Source organism: Sanguibacter hominis ATCC BAA-789, from assembly GCF_012396185.1.
GTDB lineage: Bacteria > Actinomycetota > Actinomycetes > Actinomycetales > Cellulomonadaceae > Flavimobilis > Flavimobilis hominis.
The window spans coordinates 163508-185082 of record NZ_JAAXOW010000002.1; the positions used below are offsets into that span (position 1 = coordinate 163508).

Below are 21575 nucleotides of genomic sequence, written 5' to 3' on the forward strand. Positions count from 1 at the left end.
GTCGTCGTCGTACGCAGGCGGCGGGCTCCATGTTCGAGAGAAAGAAGCCTCATGAGCGAGCAGCACGACACTCCGACACCGGACCAGCACGGCTATCCGCCGCCCGCGGCAGCCACGGACGTGATCGACCTGACGGAGGCCCAGGCCCCGGCGAAGCCGTTCGCGGGCGTCCCCGACTCCGACTATGTGCGTGACATCGTGAGCGCCCTGCTGCTCCTCGTGTCGCTCCAGCTCGTCTGGAACGGTGCGGGCGAGAGCGCGGCCGGCGTCGCGTGGGTGCTCGCACCGACGCTTCTGTCGGTCGTGTCGCTCGCGCTGCCGTACCTCGCGCGCTTCGGGGCGCTGCCGGCGTCGTGGACGGTGCACACGACGCGTCGCGCGCGCGTCCTGCTCAACCTTCCGTACATCCTTGCGGTCGTGGCGCAGGTCGTTCTCGACGCCGCTGTGCGGTCGCGCCTCGAAGGGGTCGGCGCAGCTGCCGCCCTCGGGCTCGCGGGTGCGCTCCTCGCGGCGACCCCGCGAGCGAGCGAGCTCGGCCCCGTCGAGCAGGACCGCGCCGCGACGTCGACGTGGTCGCGCGTCGCCGCGCTCGTCGCCGCCGTCTCGGGGATCGGCCTGCTCGCATGGATCGTCCTGTACGTCGTCGAGATCTCGTCGCGCACGTCGTCGGGCAACCGTACGAGCGTCGTCATCGCCCTGGTGGCGACGACGCTGGTCGCCCTGGCGCTGCTCGCTCCGGTCCTTGCCGCCGCCCTCGGTCGGACGATCGCCTGGTCGCGTGCGCTCGTCGCTCTCGCCGTCGCGCACGTGCTGGTCCTGTTCGTGACGGACGGCGACCAGGTCCGGTCGCTCGTCGAGACCCTCCACCCGCTGCGGGACGTCCTCTTCTTGCCGAACGGGTTCGGGCTGTTCCTCCTGCCCGCGGTCGCCGTCCTGGCGGCTAGCCCCGCGGTGCGTCGCAGGGCGACGCAGAACGTCGCGGTCGCCTGGTTCGAGTCCGTCCGCGTGACGCTCCTGCTGCAGGCGCTGCTCGCGGTCGTCCTCGCGGTGGCGAGCGTGCTGCAGATCTGGATCACCGGGAGCCGTGTCGCCGATCTCGTCCCGGCGGCGGTCGTCCTCCTGCTGATCGCAGGCCTCGCCCTCGGTGCGCTGTCGACCGTGGGGCGCAAGAGCCCCGCAGACTCGCGTGGCACGGTCCTCGTGCTCATGGGTGCCTCGCTCGTCACCGGGTGCGTGCTGCTCGGCATGACCGGCGGTCCGCTGCGCGTCTTCCTGCCGTTCCTTGTCATCAGGCTCGCCATCGCGCTCGTCCTGCCGGCCGCGGTGATCCTCGCACTGACGGTCCCGGACCCGGTCCGTGAGTACCTCGCGGCGAACCCGCGGACGCCCCGGCCGGGGGACGGCTCGGCCGCGTACCGCTGGACGCCGCGCCCCGAGCGACCGCAGGCGGCCCGCCCGGCTCCTGCTCAGGCGTCGTACCCGTCCGCCGTGAGCGGGCACGAGGTCGGCTACCCGCCAGCGCCTCAGGGCGCACCCGCCCCCGCGCAGTCGTCCCCGACCGCCCCGGCCCTCGCGCCCGACTCGAGCGGTTACGGCATGGTGCCCGTCGAGTCGCCCGCGCCTGCGGCGCCCGCCGAGGTGCCCTCGGCACAGGAGACGACGACGGTCCTGCCCGCCGCGACGTCGACGGAGATCGGTGCACCTGAAGCGCACGAGATCGTCTCTCCGACCGAGAAGGTCGCGCTGAGCGACCCGATCGACCAGGCCGGTCGGGAGGAGGGTGGGTTCACGTGGGCCCAGGCGGCCGACCCGTCGACCCCTGCAGCGACTCTCGCCCAGATCGTCCAGGACGCCCCGACCCTGAGGGCTGCGGTCGCGTCGAACCCGACCACCTACCCGGCACTCCTCGAGTGGCTCGGGCAGCTGGGCGACCCTGAGGTCGACGCGGCTCTCGCCGCTCGGGTGAACTGACTCAGAAACCTCCCGCAGGGGGCGCCGTCCTGGCGCCCCCTGTGGGAGCATGGGCACGGCTGACGAGACGGTGAGCCGGACGAGCGTGTCCGCATGACAGGGGAGAACACAGCATGACCGACCAGATCCAGCAGCAGGCCGCGGACCCGCGGACTCCGGGCGAGACGCTCGCCCGCATCGCCTACGAGCGTCCGGACCTTCGCGCGACGATCGCCGCGAACCCGTCGGCCTACCCGGAGCTGCTCACGTGGCTCGGTGCGTTCGGCGACCCCCAGGTCAACGCTGCGATCGCCGCGCGCACGTCGGCCCCCGCGGCCGGTGCGGCCGGAGCACCGGCCGCGGGCGCCCCGGGCTGGGCCCCGCAGCAGCAGCCTGGCGCCGAGCAGGCCTGGAGCGCTCAGGCACAACCCGCCGTGCAGGGATGGTCGGCACCTCAGCCTCAGCCGGGAGCGGCGGCGTGGCAGGGCCAGGCTGGCGGCTACGCCGGCGCGGGCGGGCCAGGCGTCGTCAGCTATGACTCGGGTGCGCCCGAGCGGCGGTCACGCCGTGGTCTCGTCGTCGGCGGCGCCGTCGCTGCCGGTGTCCTCGTGCTCGGCGGCGGCGCCTGGGCGGCCAAGACGCTGATCTTCGACAAGATCGGTGGCTCGGACTCGCCGGAGGCAGCCGTCACCAAGCTGGTCGAGAGCGCGACCGACAAGGACATCCTCGCGATGTACGGCTCGTTGTCACCTGCCGAGGTCAGCCACATCAAGGCGCAGTACGACTCGTTCGTCGAGAACGCCGAGGGCAACGACGAGTACCAGTCGGCGTTGGACAGCTACCAAGCGGTCCTCGACGCGGTCACGCTCGACGTGACCGGGCTCGAGGTGCGCTCCGAGTCGATCGCGGAGGGTGTCGCCAAGGTCTATCTCGACGCCGGCTCGTTCTCGCTCGACGGCGACACGGACAAGATCGCGACCGAGGTCGCGGATCTCGTCTACGAGGTCTCGTCGAGTGCGCTCGGCAGCAGCATGTCGGGCGCCTTCCCGCTCGAGCTCCCCGACAAGGAGGAGACGAAGGCGGAGATCAAGGCGGACCTCGACGAGTCGCTGCCCGCGAAGGGCGACATCGCCGACCTCGACGGCCAGAAGGCGTACGTCGTCGCGGTCGAGGAGGAGGGCTCCTGGTACGTCAGCCCGTACCTCACCCTCGCCGAGTACGCGCTCGAGAGCGCAGGCGGGACGCGTGGCACCCTCCCGGCGGCCTCGGCCGTCAAGGGCTTCGACTCGCCCACGGCTGCGGCCTCGGGACTCGTGGACGCGACGCTCGCCTACATGAAGAGCGGCGACCCGCAGGACCTCGCGGTCGCCCTCCCGCTCGCAGAGCGCCGCCTCGCCGCCCTGTACCTCCCGAAGCACGACGGCACCGACCTCGCGGGTCTCACGATCGAGAACGGCTTCGCCGAGCGGTCCAAGGACGCCGCTGTCGCCAAGGTCGTGTTCGACGGGTTCAAGATCTCCTACAGCGACCAGGGCCAGACCGCGAACGTCACCCTTGACCCGACCTGCGTGAAGCTCGACGTGTCTGGGATGGGCTCGGGCGAGATCTGCGTCGACAAGGCGCCGCTCATCAAGGAGATGGGCATGCAGGATGCCAGCCTGGTCGCCCTCTCCGAGGGGGGCTCGTGGTTCCTGAGCCCCATCTCGTCGCTCGTCGACTCGTCGACGGCGATGGGCAACGCGATGGTGAAGCTCCAGAAGGAGGGCAAGCTCGACGACCAGACATGGATCGAGGAGCAGACCACCGCCCTCATGGCCTACATCCAGGAGCAGCCCGGCTTCGCGATGCTCGGCTCGCTCGGCGGTCTGCCGGGGACGAGCTACGGCTACGAGGACGGTACCGGCCTCGACGGATTGACCGACGGCTCTGGGCTGAGCGACCTCCCGCAGGGCGACGACGTCCTGGGTGACAGCGCAGACGGCACGAGCGATGCCCCCCTCACCGACGAGGAGATTGCCGACCTGTTCGGCGAGAACCTCAGCGAGGAAGAGATCGCTGACGCCTTCGGCGGCGCAGGCCAGTAGGGCCCGTCTCGACGATCGACAGCTTTTGGTCTCGTGAACGAGACGAAGCAGGCGCTGCGCAGAGGGGTACAGTGACACACATGTGCTCGGCTGCGCAGCGCCTGCTGCTCCTTCCCTGCCGCGACGAGGCCTGAAACGGTCGGAACCTCGTCGCGGTGGTCGTGGTGCCGACCGGACGTCTCAGACGCATCGAGCAGCACCAGTACGAAGGACACTCAGAGATGACGAAGCAGATCTTCCCCGGAGGCCCGCAGAACCCCTCCGGGATGCCGACCCAGAAGTACGTCCCGTTCCAGCAGCAGATCGCGGTGCACGTCCCTGACCGCACCTGGCCGGACCGCGCGATCACCCAGGCACCCCGCTGGTGCGCCGTCGACCTCCGCGACGGCAACCAGGCGCTCATCGAGCCGATGAACCCCGAGCGCAAGCTCAAGATGTTCCAGCTGCTCGTCGACATGGGCTACAAGGAGATCGAGGTCGGGTTCCCGTCCGCGTCCCAGACGGACTACGACTTCGTGCGGATGCTCATCGAGGAAGACCTGATCCCGGACGACGTCGTCATCCAGGTCCTCACGCAAGCACGTGAGCACCTCATCGCCCGCACCTACGAGGCGATCGCGGGCGCCAAGCAGGCGATCGTGCACCTGTACAACTCGACGTCGATCCTCCAGCGGGAGGTCGTGTTCCGCCTCGACGAGGAAGGGATCATCGACGTCGCGGTCGACGGCGCCAAGCTCTGCAAAAAGTACGAGGACACGGTCCCCGGCACGACCGTCTTCTACGAGTACTCGCCCGAGTCCTACACCGGGACCGAGCTCGAGTTCGCCGCGCGCATCTGCAACGCCGTCATCGAGGTCTTCGAACCGACGCCCGAGCGCAAGGTCATCATCAACCTCCCGGCGACCGTCGAGATGGCCACGCCCAACGTGTATGCCGACTCGATCGAGTGGATGAACCGCAATCTCGCGCAGCGGGAGAACGTCATCCTCTCGCTGCACCCGCACAACGACCGGGGTACCGCCGTCGCCGCCGCCGAGCTCGGCTACCAGGCCGGTGCGGACCGCATCGAGGGCTGCCTCTTCGGCAACGGCGAGCGTACCGGGAACGTCGACCTGGTCACCCTCGGCATGAACCTGTTCTCGCAGGGCATCGACCCGGAGGTCGACTTCTCCGACATCGACGAGATCCGCCGCACGGTCGAGTACTGCAACCAGATCGACGTCCACGAGCGCCACCCGTATGCGGGCGACCTCGTGTTCACCGCGTTCTCGGGCTCGCACCAGGACGCGATCAAGAAGGGCCTCGAGGCGCTCGAGCAGCGCGCCGCAGCCGAAGGGCGGACGATCGACGACCTCGTCTGGGCCGTGCCCTACCTGCCGATCGACCCCAAGGATGTCGGCCGCTCCTACGAGGCGGTCATCCGCGTCAACTCGCAGTCCGGCAAGGGAGGCATCGCCTACCTGCTCAAGTCGGAGCGCCACCTCGACCTGCCGCGTCGTCTGCAGATCGAGTTCTCGCGCGTCGTCCAGGGGGTGACCGACGGCGAGGGCCGCGAGGTCAGCGGCGACGACATCTGGCAGATCTTCGCCGACGAGTACCTCCCGGCCGAGCCCGGCGGCCCGCTCGAGCCGTGGGGACGCTTCTCGCTGCGCGGTACGCGCGCCGCGAGCGTCGAGGGTGGGACCGACACGATCGAGGCCGACCTCGTCGACCGTGGCCGCGCGGTCACGCTCGAGGGCGCGGGCAACGGCCCCATCGCCGCCTTCGTCGACGCGCTCAGCAAGGTGGACGTCAACGTCAAGGTCCTCGACTATGCGGAGCACGCGCTGTCCGAGGGCGGCGACGCGACCGCCGCGGCCTATGTCGAGTGCGAGGTCGACGGCGAGGTCCTCTGGGGTGTCGGCATCGACCCGTCGATCACGACGGCGTCGCTCAAGGCGATCATCTCCGCGATCAACCGCAAGGGTCGCGCCTGACGCAGCCTGTCGATGCCGGCAGGTCCCCGCAACAGGGGGCCGGCCGGTGTCGTGCGCGGGGAGGACCTGCGAAGGTGCGCGGCGCGCACGAGCTCCTGACGGCTCGTGGCAGAGGGATGGCGGACAATGGTCAGGTGCCCCTGTATCGAGACGAAGCGATCGTCCTGCGCGCCCAGAAGCTGGGCGAGGCAGACCGCATCGTCACGCTCCTGACGCGCGAGCACGGGAAGGTGCGCGCCGTGGGCAAGGGCGTGCGCAGGACGTCGTCACGCTTCGGCGCACGCCTCGAGCCCTTCATGTACGTCGACCTCCAGCTCCATGTCGGCCGGTCGCTCGACGTCGTGACGCAGGCCGACACGCTCGGTGCCTTCGCACGGCCCGTGTGCGAGGACTATGCGCTCTACACGGCTGGCACCGTCATGCTCGAGACGGCGGACAGGCTCGTCGCCGACGAGCGGGAGCCGTCCCTCCCGCAGTTCTGGCTGCTCGTCGGGGCCGTGCGCTCGCTCGCGGAGCGACGCCAGGACCCGGGCCTGGTCCTCGACTCGTACCTCTTGCGCGCCCTCGCCGTCGGCGGCTGGGCGCCGAGCTTCACCGAGTGTGCGCTGTGCGGCACGCCTGGACCACACCACGCGTTCTCGGTCGCCTCCGGCGGGGCCGTGTGCAGCCGGTGCCGCCCGCCCGGGTCGACCGCGCCGGCTCCCGAGACGTTCGCGCTGCTCGCTGCGCTGCTCGCGGGTGACTGGGCGAACGCCGTGCTCGCCGAGGAACGGCACCGTCGCGAGGCGAGCGGTCTGGTCGCCGCGTACAGCCAGTTCCACCTCGAGCGGACGCTGCGCTCCCTGCGCATGGTCGACCGCGACGACCGCGACCGCTCGGCACCCACAGCTCCCGCTCACCGACCCGTGGAGGCCCGCTAGATGGCCAGGTCCTCGTCTGCCCGCCCCGCCGGCACGCGCCAGCCGGTGCCGCCGCCACCGCACCCCTCGGGTGAGGTCGCGCCGTCGGTACCGCCCGAGCTCGTGCCGCAGCACGTCGCCGTCGTCATGGACGGCAACGGCCGGTGGGCCAACGCGCGCGGTCTTCCGCGCACGGCTGGCCACGCCGCCGGCGAGGCTGCGCTCCTCGACGTCGTCGCGGGTGCGATCGACATCGGGGTCAAGCACGTGTCGGCGTACGCCTTCTCGACCGAGAACTGGAAGCGGTCCCCCGAGGAGGTGCGCTTCCTCATGGGCTTCTCGCGCGACGTCCTGCGCCGTCAGCGGGACACGCTCGACGAGTGGGGCGTCCGGGTGAGGTGGTCGGGCCGTCGCCCCCGGCTGTGGCGCTCGGTCATCAAGGAGCTCGAAGAGGCTGAGCGTCGCACCCTGGGCAACGACGTGTGCACGCTGACGATGTGCGTCAACTACGGCGGGCGCGCCGAGATCGCGGATGCGGCGAAGGCGATCGGCCGCGAGGTCGCAGCGGGGCGTCTCGACCCGGAGCGGATCACGGAGCGCACCGTGCAGCGGTTCCTCGACGAGCCTGACCTGCCCGACGTCGACCTGTTCCTCCGGAGCTCGGGCGAGCAGCGGACGTCGAACTTCATGCTGTGGCAGTCGGCTTATGCCGAGCTCGTGTTCTTCCCGGAGCCCTGGCCGGACTTCGACCGTCGCACGCTGTGGCGCGCGGTCGAGGAGTACGCGCGGCGGGACCGTCGCTACGGTGCGGCGGTCGACGCGCCCGTCGAGCCGGCCTGAGCCGCGCGTCGTCGTGCACGGCGGCGGACGACGTGCGCGACGACGATCGCCGTGAGGGCGAGGAGCGCGGCGAGCCCCCAGGGCGAGCCGGCGAACGCGGCGACGAGCGACGTCCAGGCAGCCCAGCCGATCGTCGCGTAGATGACACCGTGCGCCGCGCAGCCGAGGATCATCGCCGGGAGGTAGCGGGCGAACGGCATCCGGGTGACGCCTGCGGCCGTGTTGACGACCGTCTTGGTGCCGGGGAGCAGATAACTCGCCGGCACGATCGCGACGCCCCACCGGTGGATCGCGGCGACGCCGCGGTCCGTACCGCCGCCCTCGATCCAGCCGCGGAAGCGCGGGAAGCGCGTCGGTCGGTCTGCCGTCTGGGTGAGCGCGCGCGTCGTGATGCTGCGCGCGATCCAGTAGAACGCCTGGTTGCGGATGAACGCGATGCCGCCGAACGTCACGAACAGCACCCAGAAGGGGCTCGTGTGGGCGTCGGGCAGGAGCCCGGCCGTGACGGCGGCGGGAAGTGTCATGCCTGGGCGCAGGTCTCGCAGGTCCCGAACAGCTCGATCGTGTGCTCGATTTCCCGGAAACCGTGGGAGTCGCCCACGAGCGCGGCCCAGGCCTCGACGGTCGGCCCGTCGATCTCGACGGTGCGCCCGCACGAGCGGCACACGAGGTGGTGATGGTGCTCGCTCCGGGCGCACCGGCGGAACAGGTTCTCGCCGTCGGCTGTCCGCAGGACGTCGACGTCCTCGCTCTCGGCGAGCGCCTGCAGCGCCCGGTAGACGGTTGCGAGCCCGATGCTCTCGCCGCGCTCGCCGAGCGCGTCGTGCAGCTGCTGGGCGGAGCGGAACTCGTCGGTCTGGCCGAGCGTGTCCCAGATGGCGGCGCGCTGCCGCGTCATACGTCTCACGGTGCCTCCAGGATGACGTCGGACGTGACGTCCGGGTGGGGGTCGTGGTGCCCCCGTCGCCGCGCGAGCAAGGGGCTGGCCACCGCGACGACCGCGTACACGGCGATCGCGAGCACGACGATCATCGCACCCGGCGACACGTTGACCCAGTAGGTGAGGGAGAGCCCGACGACGCAGATGACGACGCCGGTCATGATCGCGAGCCGCATCGTCCAGACGAAGGACTTCGTGACGAGCTGCGCGATCGCGACGGGCACGATCATGAGCGCGGAGACGAGGAGCAGCCCGACGACGCGCATCGCGACGGTCACGGTGAGCGCAGACATCACGGCGATCGCGATGTTGAGGAACCGGACGGGCAGGCCGGACGCGCGCGCGAACTCCTCGTCCTGCGAGACGGCGAAGAGCGCGGTGCGCAGCCCCAGCCCGAGACCGAGGACGACGAGGGCGAGGACCGCGGTCAGGACGAGGTCCGTCGTCGTGACGACGGAGATCGAACCGAACAGGTAGGTCATGAGGTTCGAGCTCTGCCCGCCGGCGAGCTCGATGATGAGCACACCGCCCGCGATGCCGCCGTAGAACAGGAGGGCGAGCGCGACGTCGCCGCTCGTGCGGCCTCGTTCCCGCACGACCTCGATGCCGATGGCCCCGATGATCGCCGTGACGACCGCACCGGGGATCGCGAGGGCGTCCTGCGTGAGGCCCAGCCCGGCGCCGACGAGCCACCCGAGCGCGACGCCCGTGAGGGCGACGTGACCGATGCCGTCGCCGAGGAGCGAGAGCTTGCGCTGGACGAGGTACGTGCCCATGACGGGGGCCACGACGCCCACGAGCAGGGCGGCGAGGAGCGCGCGCTGCATGAGCGGCGTCTGGAGCATCTCGACGATCTCCATGTCACGCTCCTTCGCTGAAGAGGTGCTCGGGCAGGACGGGTGGCAGGGAGCGGGGCTCCGGGTCGCCGTGGACGTGCACGTGGTCGTGGTCGGCGGCGTCGTGGCCGTGCGCGGCGCGCGGCGGTGCGCCGTCGTGCACGATGCGACCGTGGCGCAGCACGACGGCGCGGGAGATGAGGTCGGCGAGCTCGCCGAGCTCGTGCAGCACGACGACGATCGTGCGGCCGCTCGCGACGAGGCGGCGCAGCGTGGCGGCGAGCGCTTCCTGGGACGGGTGGTCGACGCCGGCGACGGGCTCGTCGAGGATGAGCAGCTCGGGGTCGCGGACGAGGGCGCGAGCGATGAGCACGCGCTGCTGCTGACCGCCGGAGAGCTCGGTGACGGCCTGGTCCCGGCGGTGGGCGAGCCGGACCTCGGTGAGCGCAGCGTCGACGCGGGCGCGCCAGTCGCGGGGCTTGCGCAGCGAGCGGGAGGTCAGGAGGCCCGACGCGACGATCTCGGCGACCGTCGCGGGCACGCCGGCGGACGCGCCGACCCGCTGTGGGACGTAGCCCACGCGGTCCCAGGGCGCGGAAGGGCCGAGCGGCGCGCCGAGGATCTCGACGGTGCCCTCCGTCACGGGGACGGCGCGCACGAGGGAGCGGACGAGCGTCGACTTGCCCGAACCGTTGGTGCCGAGCACGGCGACGACCTCACCGCGCTCGACGCGCAGGTCGATGCCGTGCAGGATCTGGGAGCCTTCGAGCCGGACGCCGAGGCCGCGGACGTCGAGCGCCGGGCTGGCCGGCTCATTCTGGTCAGGCACAGCCGAGCGCCTCCTTGAGAGCGGTGAGGTTCGCGGTCATCGCGACGAGGTAGTCGTCGTCGGCGGCGAGCTGGGCGTCGGTGCGGGACTCGAGCGGGTCGAGGACGGCGGTCGAGATGCCGAGGTCGTCGGCGAGGACCTCCGCCACCTTGGCGGTCGCCGCAGACTCGGAGAACACGGTGCTCACACCAGCCTCGGAGATCACCTTCGACACTTCCCGCAGGCGGGCGGGAGAGGGCTCCGTCTCGGGGTCGAGCCCCGAGATGCCGACCTGCTCGAGGTCGTAACGGTGGGCGAGGTAGCCGAACGCCTCGTGCGTCGTGACGAAGGTGCGGCTGTCGCAGCTCGCGAGGCCGGTCGTGAACGACTCGTCGAGGTCGGTCAGGGTCGCGACGAGCTCGGCGGCGCGCTCACGGTAGCCCGCGGCGTCGTCCGGGTCGGCAGCGGCGAAGGTCTCGCCCACCTCGGTGGCGAGCCCGGCGAGGAGGGTCGGGTCGAGCCAGAAGTGCGGGTCGAGGCTGCCGTGGTCGTGGCCGTCGTGCGACTCGCTCTCGCCCTCGTCGTCGTGCTCCGCGTCGGCGTCGAGCTCGGCGAAGCGGGCGGCGTCGAGCACGGCCTTCGGTGCGCCGTCGGCGACGGCCTGGTCGACGGCGGCCTGGAAGCCGGACTGGTAGACGACGACGTCGGCCTGGCCGACCGTGCGCAGCGTCGCGGGGGAGAGCTCGAGGCTGTGCGGCTCGCCGCCGGGCGGGGTGAGGTTGGAGACGCTGACGGCGGGACCTCCGACCTGCTCGGCGACGAACTGGAGCGGGTAGAACGACGTGAGGACGTCGAGGGCGGCGTCCGGGTCGTTCGAGCTGGACGAGCAGCCTGCGGTGCCGAGCGCGAAGGCGAGGGCGGCTGCGGCGGTCACGAGGGTGCGGGAGCGGAAGGTCACGTCCCACATTCTCAACGGTAATGAGAACCATTGTCAAAATGAGGGCTCGCGGGCCGGGTAGCCTGGAACCTTGCAACCGCCCCGCAAGCCATGCGCGGGCGTCGACCATGTCAACGGAGTGATTTCAGTGGCCGCACCGTCCAAGCGTCTCGACGCAGTCGTTTCCCTCGCCAAGCGCAGGGGCTTCGTCTTCCAGTCTGGTGAGATCTACGGCGGCTCCCGCTCCGCCTGGGACTACGGGCCCCTCGGCGCCGAGCTCAAGGAGAACATCAAGCGCCAGTGGTGGCAGTCGATGGTCCGTGGTCGCGACGACGTCGTCGGGATCGACTCCGCGGTCATCCTCCCCAAGAAGGTCTGGGAGGCCTCCGGCCACGTCGCCGTCTTCACCGACCCCCTCGTCGAGTGCACGAGCTGCCACAAGCGCTACCGTGCCGACCACCTGCTCGAGGAGTTCGAGGAGAAGAAGGGGCGCGTCCCCGAGAACGGCCTCGCCGACATCGTCTGCTCCGCGTGCGGCACCAAGGGTGCATGGACCGAGCCGCAGAACTTCTCGGGCCTCCTCAAGACCTACCTGGGCCCCGTCGACAACGAGGAAGGGCTGCACTACCTGCGCCCCGAGACCGCCCAGGGCATCTTCGTGAACTTCGCCAACGTCCAGGGCGCCTCCCGCAAGAAGCCGCCGTTCGGCATCGGCCAGATCGGCAAGTCCTTCCGCAACGAGATCACGCCCGGGAACTTCATCTTCCGCACACGTGAGTTCGAGCAGATGGAGATGGAGTTCTTCGTCGAGCCCGGCACGGACGAGGAGTGGCACCAGACCTGGATCGACACGCGCATGGCCTGGTACACGGACCTCGGCATCGCGCCGGAGAACCTGCGCCTGTACGAGCACCCGAAGGAGAAGCTCTCCCACTACTCCAAGCGGACGGTCGACATCGAGTACCGCTTCGGCTTCACGGGCAGCGAGTGGGGCGAGCTCGAGGGCATCGCGAACCGCACCGACTTCGACCTTAAGACCCACTCGGAGATCTCAGGCAAGGACCTGTCCTACTTCGACCAGGCCAAGAACGAGCGCTACTACCCGTACGTGATCGAGCCTGCGGCAGGTCTCACGCGCTCGCTCATGGCCTTCCTCGTCGAGGCGTACGCCGAGGACGAGGCGCCGAACGCGAAGGGCGGCGTCGACGTCCGCACGGTCCTGCGCCTCGACCCCCGACTCGCGCCCGTCAAGGCCGCGGTCCTGCCGCTGTCCCGCAACGAGCAGCTCTCGCCCAAGGCCCGCGACCTCGCCGCACAGCTGCGCAAGACCTGGAACATCGACTTCGACGACGCCGGCGCGATCGGCCGTCGCTACCGTCGCCAGGACGAGATCGGCACGCCGTTCTGCATCACCGTCGACTTCGACACCCTCGAGGACCACGCCGTGACGATCCGGCACCGTGACTCGATGGAGCAGGAGCGCGTCGCGCTCGACCAGGTCGAGGGCTACCTCGCAGCGCGCCTGATCGGCGCCTGACAGCACCCCAGCACCACGACGCACCGGAGGCTGGCAGCGACGCTGCCGGCCTCCGGCGTTGTTCTCGGAGCGACGCGGGACGTTACGCTGCGCGCATGAACCCGGAACCGTCGCTCCCGCGCGCCGTGGACGCGACGCCGCTGCCCGGGGCGGTGCAGAGCCCGGCGCTGCCCTGGTGGGTCGTCCCCGCGGCTGCGCTCGCCGGCCTCGTCACGACAGGGCTGCCGCTCGCGCTCGTGCTCAGGCCGAGAGAGGTCGTCTACCTGCCGGACGACGCACGTCCCGTCGAGCCTGGGCTGTTCGACCTGATCGCGGTCCCGACGCTCTGGTTGCTCGTCCTCGTCATCGCGCTCGCCGCGCTCGTGTTCGGTACGCTCGTGCGCACGATGCTCAACCGATCCCTGCGACGGGGTGCGCCCTTGTCGCCGTGGCGTCTGGGCGCCGTCTCGAGCCTGGCGTGGCTCGTGGTCCTGCCGGTGATGGGCGGTGGCTTCACGCTCGTCGTCGTCGTGTTCACGGCGGGGATCGCCGCACTCGTGCTCGGCGGTGCGATCGTGGCGTTCTGCCTGCCCGGCTCGTTCCTGGCGGCAGCGATCGTCGCGCGGCTGGCCACACCTGACCGGACCGCCGGCTGAGAGGTAGCCGTCCGGCGATGGGATGATGGAGCCCATGAGCACCACTGCCCTCGACCCGACGACCGCACGCCGCCCCGGCGAGCGGCTCCTCCCGCCACTGCAGATCGGCGCGCACTCGATCGACACCCCCGTCGTCCTCGCGCCCATGGCCGGCGTCACGAACGGCGCGTTCCGTCGACTGTGCCGCGAGCACGGTGCGGGCCTCTACGTGGCGGAGATGGTGACGTCACGGGCGCTCGTCGCGCGCAACGAGGAGTCCTTGCGGATCGTCACGTTCGACGAGGACGAGAAGGTGCGCTCGGCGCAGGTGTACGGCGTCGACCCGGCGACCGTGGGCGCTGCGGTGAAGATCATCGCGGGGGAGGGGCGCGCAGACCACGTCGACCTGAACTTCGGTTGCCCTGTGCCCAAGGTGACGCGCAAGGGCGGTGGCGCCGCGTTGCCGTGGAAGCGGGAGCTGTTCACGCGCATCGTCGCGGCCGCCGTCGAGGCGGCGGCTCCCTACGGCGTGCCGGTGACCGTCAAGATGCGCAAGGGCATCGATGCCGAGCACCACACCTACCTCGAGGCAGGCCTGATCGCGGAGAGCCTGGGGGTCGCTGCGGTCGCGCTGCACGCACGCACGGCCGCCGAGTACTACTCGGGCCACGCCGACTGGTCCGCGATCGCCGAGCTCAAGCGCACGGTCACCTCGATCCCGGTCCTCGGCAACGGGGACATCTGGAGCGCTGAGGACGCGGTCGCGATGGTCGAGCAGACGGGCTGCGACGGTGTCGTCGTCGGGCGCGGCTGCCAGGGGCGGCCGTGGCTGTTCGCCGATCTTGCCGCGGCGTTCGACGGGCGCGACGAGCGCGTGCGGCCGGGCCTGCGCATGGTCGCCGACACGATCTACCGGCACGGCGAGCTCATGGTCGAGGAGTTCGGTGACGAGGACAAGGGCATGCGCGACCTGCGCAAGCACATGGCCTGGTACCTCAAGGGCTACCCGGTGGGCGGCGACAGCCGGCGCGGCCTCGCGATGGTCTCGACGCTCGCGGAGCTGCGCGAGCTGCTCGACGCGCTCGACCTGGACCAGCCGTACCCCGGCGAGGCTGCCGAGGGCACGCGCGGACGGCAGGGGACGCCGAAGAGGCCGCACCTCCCGGAGGGGTGGCTCGACTCGCGTGAGCTCGACGACGACTTCCGGGCCAGGCTGGCCGAGGCCGAGCTCTCCGTCTCGGGCGGCTAGGCTCCCGGGCGCCGAGGCTCGGCGAGTCGTCAGCGGACGGCGACCCTCGTCACCCTGTCGACCATGTGGTCGGCGAGGCGCACGGCGCCCGACTCGTGGGCGTCGAGCAGCGCCCGTGCCGACTCCTGCGTCGGGTCGGTGAACCACGACGCGACGGTCACCCCGTGCTCGGGGCGCGAGACCAGCTCGATCGGGTCGCCCGCGCGCACCGTCCCGGGCTGGAGGACCCGGAGGTACGTCCCGACGAGCCCGGCCTCGCCGAAGCGGCGCACCCAGCGCGGCTCGCGCATCCGGTCGGCGAAGGTCGCGCACGGTGTACGGGGCATGGTCGCCTCGACGACGACGTCGTCGCCGATGCGCCACGTCTCACCGATGATCGCGGCCGACGTCTCGACGCCCGCGACCCGGAGGTTCTCGCCGAAGAGGCCCGGGGGGACCGGCCGGCCGAGACGCCGCGCCCACTCCTCGGCTTCGTGCTCGGCGTACGCGTACAGGGCCTTGTCCGGCCCGCCGTGGTGCTTCTTGTCCGCCTGGGTGTCGCCCTCGAGGCCCAGCAGACCGACGGCGACAGGTTCGGCCGTCGCGGTCTTGTCGATCGAGGTCTCCCTCCCGAGGGAGGGCACGTGGACGGGGCGCGGTGCGCGGCAGACGGCGACGAGGGTGGCTTCGGTCACGCGTCGATCCTAGGTGGCGGCGCGCGCGCCCGCCGGTGTGCGGCGGGCGCGCGGCGCCGCGGTCAGGCGCTCTCGGGAAGCGCCCACACCGTCGTGTCGGTGGGCACGCCGTCGTCCACGGGGCCGCTCGCGACGAGGACCTCGTACCCGACGGGCACCTCGACGGGCGTGCCGCCCAGGTTCGTCATGACGAGCAGGTCGCCGTTGCGGAAGGCGACGACCGCCGGGTCGTCTGCGAACGCGTCGACCCACGCGAGGTCACCCGCCCCGAGCCCGAGCCGACGGCGCTCGGCGAGCGCCGTGCGGTACAGCTCGTAGGTCGAGCCGTCGACCCCGCGCTGACGGTCAGCAGCGAGCTCGCGGTAGCTGTCGGGCTGGGGGAGCCAGGTCGCAGCGCTCGGGCCGAAGCCGAGCCCCGGCGCGTCGCCCGCCCACGGCATAGGGACGCGGCATCCGTCGCGGCCCGCCTCGGTGTGTCCGCTGCGGAACCATGCGGGGTCCTGGCGCAGGGAGTCGTCGAGCGTCGTGTGCTCGGGCAGGCCGAGCTCCTCGCCCTGGTACAGGTAAGCGGAGCCGGGCAGCGCGAGCATCTGAAGGGTGGCCGCGCGGGCGCGCCGCAGGCCCACGACCGCGTCCGGCTGCGGCTCGTGCGCGCGGATGCCGTTGGGTCGTCCGCCGCCGGGGATCGCGAGCCGCGACGCGTGCCGCACGACGTCGTGGTTCGACAGGACCCAGGTCGTCGGCGCGCCGACCTCGTCGTAGGCGCCGAGCGACGTCGTCACGACGTCGCGGAGCGCCGCGGCGTCCCACGGGGTCGTCAGGTAGGCGAAGTTGAACGCCTGCTGCATCTCGTCGGGACGGACGTAGCGGGCGAGGGCCGAGAGCGGCTCGACCCAGGCCTCGGCGCAGAGCGCGCGGTCGCCGTCGCACTCGGCGAGGACCGTGTTCCACTCGCGGTAGATCTCGTGGACGCCGGGCTGGTCGAACATCGGGGTGAGCGCGGTGACGTTCGCGGCCTCGCCCGTCGATCCGTCGACCATGGACGTGTTGCCGTCCCAGTCCGGCAGGCCGTCCTTCTTGACCATGCCGTGCGCGACGTCGACGCGGAACCCATCGACGCCCTTGTCGAGCCAGAACCGCAGGATGTCGACCATCTCCGCGCGCACCTCGGGGTTGGTCCACTCGAGGTCGGGCTGGGAGGAGTCGAACATGTGCAGGTACCACTGCGTGTCGGTGGCTCCGAGGCGGGCGGCGTCGGGGTGCTTGTCGACGCGCGTCCAGGCGGGCCCGCCGAAGACGGAGCCCCAGTTGTTCGGCGGTTCCTCGCCGTTCGCCTTGCCGTCGCGGAACATGTAGCGGGCACGCTCGGGGCTGCCGGGGCCGGCGGCGAGCGCAGCCTGGAACCACGCGTGCTGGTCCGAGGTGTGGTTGGGGACGAGGTCGATGACGACGCGGAGGCCGAGTGCATGGGCGCGCTCGAGGAGCATGTCGAAGTCTGCGAGGGTCCCGAAGAGCGGGTCCACGTCGCGGTAGTCGGCGACGTCGTACCCGCCGTCGGCCTGCGGCGACCGGTAGAAGGGCGAGAGCCACAGCGCGTCGACGCCGAGCTGGGCAAGGTGGTCGAGGCGCGCGGCGATGCCCGCGAGATCGCCCATGCCGTCACCGTCGGCGTCCGCGAAGGAGCGCGGGTACACCTGGTAGATCACGGCGTCGCGCCACCACTCGGCGGGCGCGGGGTGTGCGGGGTGGATCGTGGTCGCGGTGACGGGGGTGAACGTCACGGGGGCCTCGTTTCGTCGTCGTCGGTGTGAGCGCCACAAGGGCTATCGAATCGATTTGATGAACAGTACGCGCAAGGCCCCGGTGGAAGCCACCGGGGCCTTGCGCGTGAGCGTCAGTCGGCGGTCGGAGCCACGCCGGTGGACTCGCGCACGACGAGCTCCGGGTGGAAGAGGATCTCCGAACGGGGGATCGGGTCTCCCGCGATCTGCGACATGAGCGACGTCACGGCTGCGGTCCCCATCGCGGTGACGGGCTGACGGATCGTCGTGAGCGGCGGGTCCGTGAACGCGATCAGCGGCGAGTCGTCGTACCCGACGATCGAGACGTCGCGAGGGATCTTGAGCCCGCGGGTCCGCGCGGCCCTGGTCGCACCCAGAGCCATGAGGTCCGAGCCGCAGATGATCCCCGTGTGACCGCTGTCGATGAGCTCGCCCGCGGCCGCCTGGCCGCCCTCGACCGAGAACAGCGACGTCGCGACGTGCGGTGCGACGTCGTGCTCGCCGAGGTGGCGGGCGATCGACGTGGTGAACCCCTCGACCTTGCGGCGCACGGTGACGTAGCGGTCCTGGCCGATCGCGAGGCCGATTTTGCGGTGCCCGAGCGACACGAGGTGGCGGACCGACAGCTCCATCGAGTTGTAGTCGTCGTTGGAGATGAACGGTGCGTCGATGCCCTCGGCCCAGCCGTTGATCATCACGAGGTGCACCCCGCGGTCACGCAGGCGGTGGTACCGCTCGTGCGACGCTGTGACGTCGGCGTGGAGCCCGGAGACGAAGATGATGCCGGCGACCCCGTGGTCGAGCAGCATCTCGATGTACTCGTCCTCGGTCGTGCCGCCGGGCGACTGGGTGCACAGCAGGGGCGTGTATCCGTGCTCGGAGAGGCGCGACTCGATGACCTGTGCGAACGCCGGGAAGACCGGGTTCGTGAGCTCGGGTACGACGAGGCCGATGAGGCCTGCGGAGTGGCTCTTGAGCTTCTCCGGTCGCTCGTAGCCGAGCAGGTCGAGGGCAGCGAGCACCGCCTGGCGTGTCTCGCCGGACACGCCCGCCTTGCCGTTCAGCACCCGGGACACGGTCGCGGTGCTGACACCAGCCTGCACGGCGAGATCGGATAGACGGGTGCGCACGGGTTGCAATGTACGGGACAACAGGCCTCCTTGCCATGATCCGACGCCCGCGACAGAAACGTGTCGTCGCTGACGCGCGAGCGTTCGCGCCGCCTGTTGAGCCGTTTGTCCCACCCGGGCGACGCTCGAGTCTAGCCCCTCTGCAATGTTGCGTGAAAGTTACCGTAACGGCTTGCATCGGGTCGTCGTCGCGAACTACCGTCGGTCGTATCAGCGCTCGCTACGGATGTCGTGGTGGGCATGGATCAACATTTTGGGAGACATGCGATGCGACGGAGCATCCCCTTCGTGGCCGCGGTCGTCGGGCTCGGCCTGACGCTCACCGCGTGCGGCGGGAACAGCGGCACCGAGACGACCACCACCAAGGCGCCGGAGGCCACGACGACGTCGGAGGCCCCCAAGTTCTCCGGTGAGCTGACCTTCTGGGTCGACGAGGAGCGCATCAAGGACTTCCCCGGTGTCGCGTCCGACTTCGAGGCCGAGTTCGGCGTCAAGGTCAACCTGGTCCAGAAGGCCAACGCCGACATGAAGACCGACTTCCTGGCGCAGGCCCCGACCGGCAAGGGGCCCGACCTGATCGTCGGCGCCCACGACTGGGTCGGCGAGCTCGTCGCGAACGGCGCCGCTGCACCCATCCAGCTCGAGGACGCGTCCGGCCTCTCGGCCGGGTCGCTCAGCGCCTTCTCGTCCGAGGGCCAGCTCTACGGCGTTCCCTACGCGGTCGAGAACATCGCGCTCATCCGTAACAACGAGCTCGTCAAGGAGACCCCGGCGACGATCGACGAGCTCATCGCGCAGAACGACGAGACGAAGGCCAAGTACCCGCTCGTCGTCCAGCAGGGCAAGGACGGCGACGCGTACCACCTCAACCCGCTGATGACGTCCTTCGGCATCTCGATCCTCGCGACCGACGCCGACGGCAGCTACATCGGCGAGGCCGGCATCACGGGCACGGGCGGCGACGCCTGGGCCGAGTGGCTGGCCGAGCAGGGCAAGAAGGGCTGGCTGTCCGCGGACATCGACGGTCAGGTTGCGACCGACGCGTTCAAGAACGGCGAGACCCCGTACATCATCACGGGTCCGTGGAACGTCGTGGGTGGCGAGGGCCGCTTCTCCGAGACCGGCATGGACGTCTCCGTCCTCCCGATCCCGTCCGCGGGTGGCGAGACGGCGCGCCCGTTCGCCGGCTACCAGGGCATCTACGTCAGCGCCGAGTCCACCAACAAGGTCGCGGCCAACGCGTTCGTCTCCTACATCGCTCGCGGTGACGTCCAGACGAAGCTCTACAAGGAGGGTGGCCGTATCCCCGTCGCCTCCGAGGCTGCCGCCGCCGTCGACAACGAGCTCCTGAAGGGCTTCGCCCTCGCGGGCCAGGACGCGGTCGCCGCTCCGGGTCTCAAGGAGATGGACTCCATCTGGGGCAACTGGGGCAAGACCCAGGTCGCGATCATCTCCGGCAAGGCCACCAACCCGGCCGACGCCTGGGCCGAGCTGGGCACCCAGATCAACGACCTCTTCAAGAAGTGATGACCTGCGCGGCCCGCGCTGACGAGGCCGGCAACCGCGCAGCCAACACGCACTGATGTGGAGCCCTCGCCTCTGTGGCGAGGGCTCCACATCATGAGCAGACTGAAGTGACACAACGGTGGGCGCGGTGAGGCGACACCCGACGGAGGCACCCCAAATGAGTGAGCGAAGCGCCCTGTCCGAGACAGGGTCCACGGTCGCGTCAGCGCCCGACCTGACACCGCGTCGGGGCACCACGTCCCACGCCCGTGACATCGGCAAGGGCTTCCTCGTGAAGCTCCTGCTCGTGATGCTCGTCGACGCCCTCGGCGTCTACGGGATCATCACAGCAACCACGATCGGGCACTGGCCGATCGTCGTGTCCCTCGTCGTCGGCCTCGCTGCCGTCAACTGGGTCTACTTCTCGCGCCGCATGGTGCCGCTCAAGTACCTGCTCCCGGGCCTCCTGTTCCTGCTCGTGTACCAGGTCTTCGTCATGGGCTACACGGGCTACGTCGCCTTCACGAACTACGGCACCGGGCACATGCTCACCAAGGAGCAGGCGATCGAGCGCCTGCAGCAGTACAACCAGGTGCGTGTCCCTGACTCGCCGACGTACCCGCTCACGGTCCTCCAGCGTGACGGTGAGATCTACTTCGGCATCGTCGACGAGGGCAAGGCCCTCATCGGCAGCGCGGACACCCCCCTCGAGGAGCACCCCGACGCCGAGGTCGTCCAGGCTGGAGAGAAGACGCAGCGCATCGCGTCCGCCCCCGGGTTCGAGACGGTCGACTTCGCCGGGCTGCTCACCCTCGACGAGGACGTCAGCGTGATCACCGTCCCGTGGAGCTCCGACCCCACGAGCGGCAGCCTCAGCACCGACTTCGGCGCCAACGGGTTCCGGAACCAGCCTGCCCTCGCGTACGACGCCGCCGAGGACACGATGACGCACGTCGAGACGGGCGTCGTCTACTACGCCGAGAACGACGGTTCGTTCACCGCCGCAGACGGGACGACCCTGACGCCGGGATGGCGCGTCGCGGTCGGGTTCGACAACTTCACGCGCATGTTCACCGAGGAACGCCTCTCGGGTCCGTTCCTCAAGGCGGCCACCTGGACCTTCGCGTTCGCCTTCCTGTCGGTCGCGACGACCTTCGCGCTCGGGCTCTTCATCGCGATCACGTTCAACGACGAGCGCGTCCGCGGCCGCAAGATCTACCGGTCGTTGCTGATCCTCCCGTACGCGTTCCCGGGCTTCCTCTCCGCGCTCATCTGGGCCGGGATGCTCAACCGGTCGTACGGCTTCATCAACCAGACGCTCCTCGGCGGCGCCTCCATCGACTGGCTTGGCGACCCGTGGCTCGCCAAGATCGCGATCATCGGGGTCAACCTGTGGCTCGGCTTCCCGTACATGTTCCTGATCACGACCGGAGCCCTGCAGTCGATCCCGAGCGACATCAACGAAGCGGCTCGCATCGACGGCGCCGGTCCTGCGCGAGTGTTCCGCAGCCTGACGCTGCCGCTGCTGCTCGTCTCGGTGACGCCGCTGCTGATCGCGAGCTTCGCGTTCAACTTCAACAACTTCTCGTTGATCTACATGCTCACCAAGGGTGGCCCGGTCTACGTCGGCAACGAGTACGGCCTCGGGTCGACGGACATCCTCATCTCGACCGTGTACAAGATCGCGATCGAAGGTGGCGGCGCGAAGGACTACGGGCTCGCGAGCGCCATGTCCATCATCATCTTCCTGATCGTGGGGATCGTGTCCTACATCGGGTTCCGCAAGACCCGCTCGCTCGAGGAGATCAACTGAC

General features: G+C 70.4%; 18 protein-coding genes. 10 read left to right on the forward strand and 8 right to left on the reverse strand.

The window, feature by feature from the left end:
- Window positions 1-51: 51 nt before the first annotated feature.
- The 5 genes from HF995_RS07260 (at window position 52) to HF995_RS07280 (ending at window position 7749) form a co-directional block, all read left to right on the forward strand.
- Window positions 52-1971: a DUF7937 domain-containing protein gene (locus HF995_RS07260; protein WP_168447158.1), complete on the forward strand. Its 1920-nt coding sequence runs from the start codon at window positions 52-54 to the stop codon at window positions 1969-1971.
- A 113-nt stretch (window positions 1972-2084) separates the two neighbouring features.
- A complete protein-coding gene (locus HF995_RS07265; RefSeq protein ID WP_168447159.1) occupies window positions 2085-4034 on the forward strand; it encodes a variant leucine-rich repeat-containing protein in 1950 nt (649 codons plus the stop codon).
- Window positions 4035-4255: 221 nt separating this feature from the next.
- Window positions 4256-6010, forward strand: coding sequence for a 2-isopropylmalate synthase (gene leuA / locus HF995_RS07270; protein WP_168447160.1), 1755 nt, complete (start codon window positions 4256-4258; stop codon window positions 6008-6010).
- A 134-nt stretch (window positions 6011-6144) separates the two neighbouring features.
- Window positions 6145-6930, forward strand: a complete 786-nt coding sequence (recO, locus tag HF995_RS07275; RefSeq protein ID WP_168447161.1) for a DNA repair protein RecO — start codon at window positions 6145-6147, stop codon at window positions 6928-6930.
- The gene (locus HF995_RS07280) at window positions 6931-7749 is read left to right on the forward strand and encodes an isoprenyl transferase (protein ID WP_168447162.1); all 819 of its coding nucleotides are present in this window, start codon (window positions 6931-6933) and stop codon (window positions 7747-7749) included.
- Here HF995_RS07280 and HF995_RS07285 read toward each other — a convergent pair.
- Genes HF995_RS07285 through HF995_RS07305 form a run of 5 tightly spaced genes read right to left on the reverse strand, consistent with a single transcriptional unit; the run spans window position 7710 to window position 11291 of the window.
- Entirely contained in the window at window positions 7710-8273 is a 564-nt protein-coding gene (locus HF995_RS07285; protein WP_286189392.1) for a DedA family protein, read from the reverse strand. The two genes, HF995_RS07280 and HF995_RS07285, sit on opposite strands and share 40 nt — an antisense overlap.
- On the reverse strand, window positions 8270-8647 hold the full coding sequence (locus HF995_RS07290; protein WP_168447163.1) for a Fur family transcriptional regulator: 378 nt from the start codon (window positions 8645-8647) through the stop codon (window positions 8270-8272). Before HF995_RS07290 ends, HF995_RS07285 begins: the two co-directional genes overlap by 4 nt.
- Window positions 8648-8652: 5 nt before the next feature.
- Complete coding sequence (locus HF995_RS07295; RefSeq protein ID WP_168447164.1) at window positions 8653-9549, reverse strand: metal ABC transporter permease; 897 nt, start codon at window positions 9547-9549, stop codon at window positions 8653-8655.
- Window position 9550: 1 nt separating this feature from the next.
- Window positions 9551-10354 carry a metal ABC transporter ATP-binding protein gene (locus tag HF995_RS07300; RefSeq protein ID WP_168447165.1) on the reverse strand — a complete coding sequence of 268 codons (804 nt, stop codon included), beginning with the start codon at window positions 10352-10354 and terminating at the stop codon, window positions 9551-9553.
- Window positions 10347-11291: a metal ABC transporter substrate-binding protein gene (locus HF995_RS07305; RefSeq protein ID WP_168447166.1), complete on the reverse strand. Its 945-nt coding sequence runs from the start codon at window positions 11289-11291 to the stop codon at window positions 10347-10349. Before HF995_RS07305 ends, HF995_RS07300 begins: the two co-directional genes overlap by 8 nt.
- Window positions 11292-11418: 127 nt before the next feature.
- Here HF995_RS07305 and HF995_RS07310 point away from each other — a divergent pair, with 127 nt between their 5' ends.
- The 3 genes from HF995_RS07310 (at window position 11419) to dusB (ending at window position 14670) form a co-directional block, all read left to right on the forward strand.
- Window positions 11419-12807, forward strand: a complete 1389-nt coding sequence (locus HF995_RS07310) for a glycine--tRNA ligase (RefSeq protein ID WP_168447167.1) — start codon at window positions 11419-11421, stop codon at window positions 12805-12807.
- Window positions 12808-12902: 95 nt separating this feature from the next.
- Window positions 12903-13442, forward strand: coding sequence for a hypothetical protein (locus HF995_RS07315; RefSeq protein ID WP_168447168.1), 540 nt, complete (start codon window positions 12903-12905; stop codon window positions 13440-13442).
- Window positions 13443-13476: 34 nt separating this feature from the next.
- Entirely contained in the window at window positions 13477-14670 is a 1194-nt protein-coding gene (dusB, locus tag HF995_RS07320) for a tRNA dihydrouridine synthase DusB (protein WP_168447169.1), read from the forward strand.
- Window positions 14671-14699: 29 nt separating this feature from the next.
- Here dusB and HF995_RS07325 read toward each other — a convergent pair whose 3' ends face one another.
- The 3 genes from HF995_RS07325 to HF995_RS07335 form a co-directional block, all read right to left on the reverse strand.
- The gene (locus tag HF995_RS07325; protein ID WP_168447170.1) at window positions 14700-15344 is read right to left on the reverse strand and encodes an MOSC domain-containing protein; all 645 of its coding nucleotides are present in this window, start codon (window positions 15342-15344) and stop codon (window positions 14700-14702) included.
- A gap of 62 nt (window positions 15345-15406) precedes the next feature.
- Window positions 15407-17125 carry a glycoside hydrolase family 13 protein gene (locus HF995_RS07330; protein ID WP_350308774.1) on the reverse strand — a complete coding sequence of 573 codons (1719 nt, stop codon included), beginning with the start codon at window positions 17123-17125 and terminating at the stop codon, window positions 15407-15409.
- Window positions 17126-17238: 113 nt separating this feature from the next.
- Entirely contained in the window at window positions 17239-18255 is a 1017-nt protein-coding gene (locus HF995_RS07335; protein ID WP_350308775.1) for a LacI family DNA-binding transcriptional regulator, read from the reverse strand.
- Between the two features lie 267 nt (window positions 18256-18522).
- Between HF995_RS07335 and HF995_RS07340 the strand changes: the two genes are divergently transcribed.
- Together HF995_RS07340 and HF995_RS07345 are read left to right on the forward strand one after the other, a co-directional pair.
- Entirely contained in the window at window positions 18523-19782 is a 1260-nt protein-coding gene (locus HF995_RS07340; RefSeq protein ID WP_168447172.1) for a sugar ABC transporter substrate-binding protein, read from the forward strand.
- A 157-nt stretch (window positions 19783-19939) separates the two neighbouring features.
- Complete coding sequence (locus tag HF995_RS07345) at window positions 19940-21574, forward strand: ABC transporter permease subunit (protein ID WP_168447173.1); 1635 nt, start codon at window positions 19940-19942, stop codon at window positions 21572-21574.
- Window position 21575 lies beyond the last annotated feature (1 nt).

What these genes read in the sequence shown, in the direction of transcription:
- HF995_RS07260 (WP_168447158.1), top strand. Translation starts at nt 52, where the DNA reads ATGAGCGAGCAGCACGACACTCCGACACCGGACCAGCACGGCTATCCG.
- HF995_RS07265 (WP_168447159.1), top strand. Translation starts at nt 2,085, where the DNA reads ATGACCGACCAGATCCAGCAGCAGGCCGCGGACCCGCGGACTCCGGGC.
- leuA (WP_168447160.1), top strand. Translation starts at nt 4,256, where the DNA reads ATGACGAAGCAGATCTTCCCCGGAGGCCCGCAGAACCCCTCCGGGATG.
- HF995_RS07280 (WP_168447162.1), top strand. Translation starts at nt 6,931, where the DNA reads ATGGCCAGGTCCTCGTCTGCCCGCCCCGCCGGCACGCGCCAGCCGGTG.
- HF995_RS07285 (WP_286189392.1), bottom strand. Translation starts at nt 8,273, where the DNA reads ATGACACTTCCCGCCGCCGTCACGGCCGGGCTCCTGCCCGACGCCCAC.
- HF995_RS07290 (WP_168447163.1), bottom strand. Translation starts at nt 8,647, where the DNA reads ATGACGCGGCAGCGCGCCGCCATCTGGGACACGCTCGGCCAGACCGAC.
- HF995_RS07295 (WP_168447164.1), bottom strand. Translation starts at nt 9,549, where the DNA reads ATGGAGATCGTCGAGATGCTCCAGACGCCGCTCATGCAGCGCGCGCTC.
- HF995_RS07315 (WP_168447168.1), top strand. Translation starts at nt 12,903, where the DNA reads ATGAACCCGGAACCGTCGCTCCCGCGCGCCGTGGACGCGACGCCGCTG.
- dusB (WP_168447169.1), top strand. Translation starts at nt 13,477, where the DNA reads ATGAGCACCACTGCCCTCGACCCGACGACCGCACGCCGCCCCGGCGAG.
- HF995_RS07340 (WP_168447172.1), top strand. Translation starts at nt 18,523, where the DNA reads ATGCGACGGAGCATCCCCTTCGTGGCCGCGGTCGTCGGGCTCGGCCTG.
- HF995_RS07345 (WP_168447173.1), top strand. Translation starts at nt 19,940, where the DNA reads ATGAGTGAGCGAAGCGCCCTGTCCGAGACAGGGTCCACGGTCGCGTCA.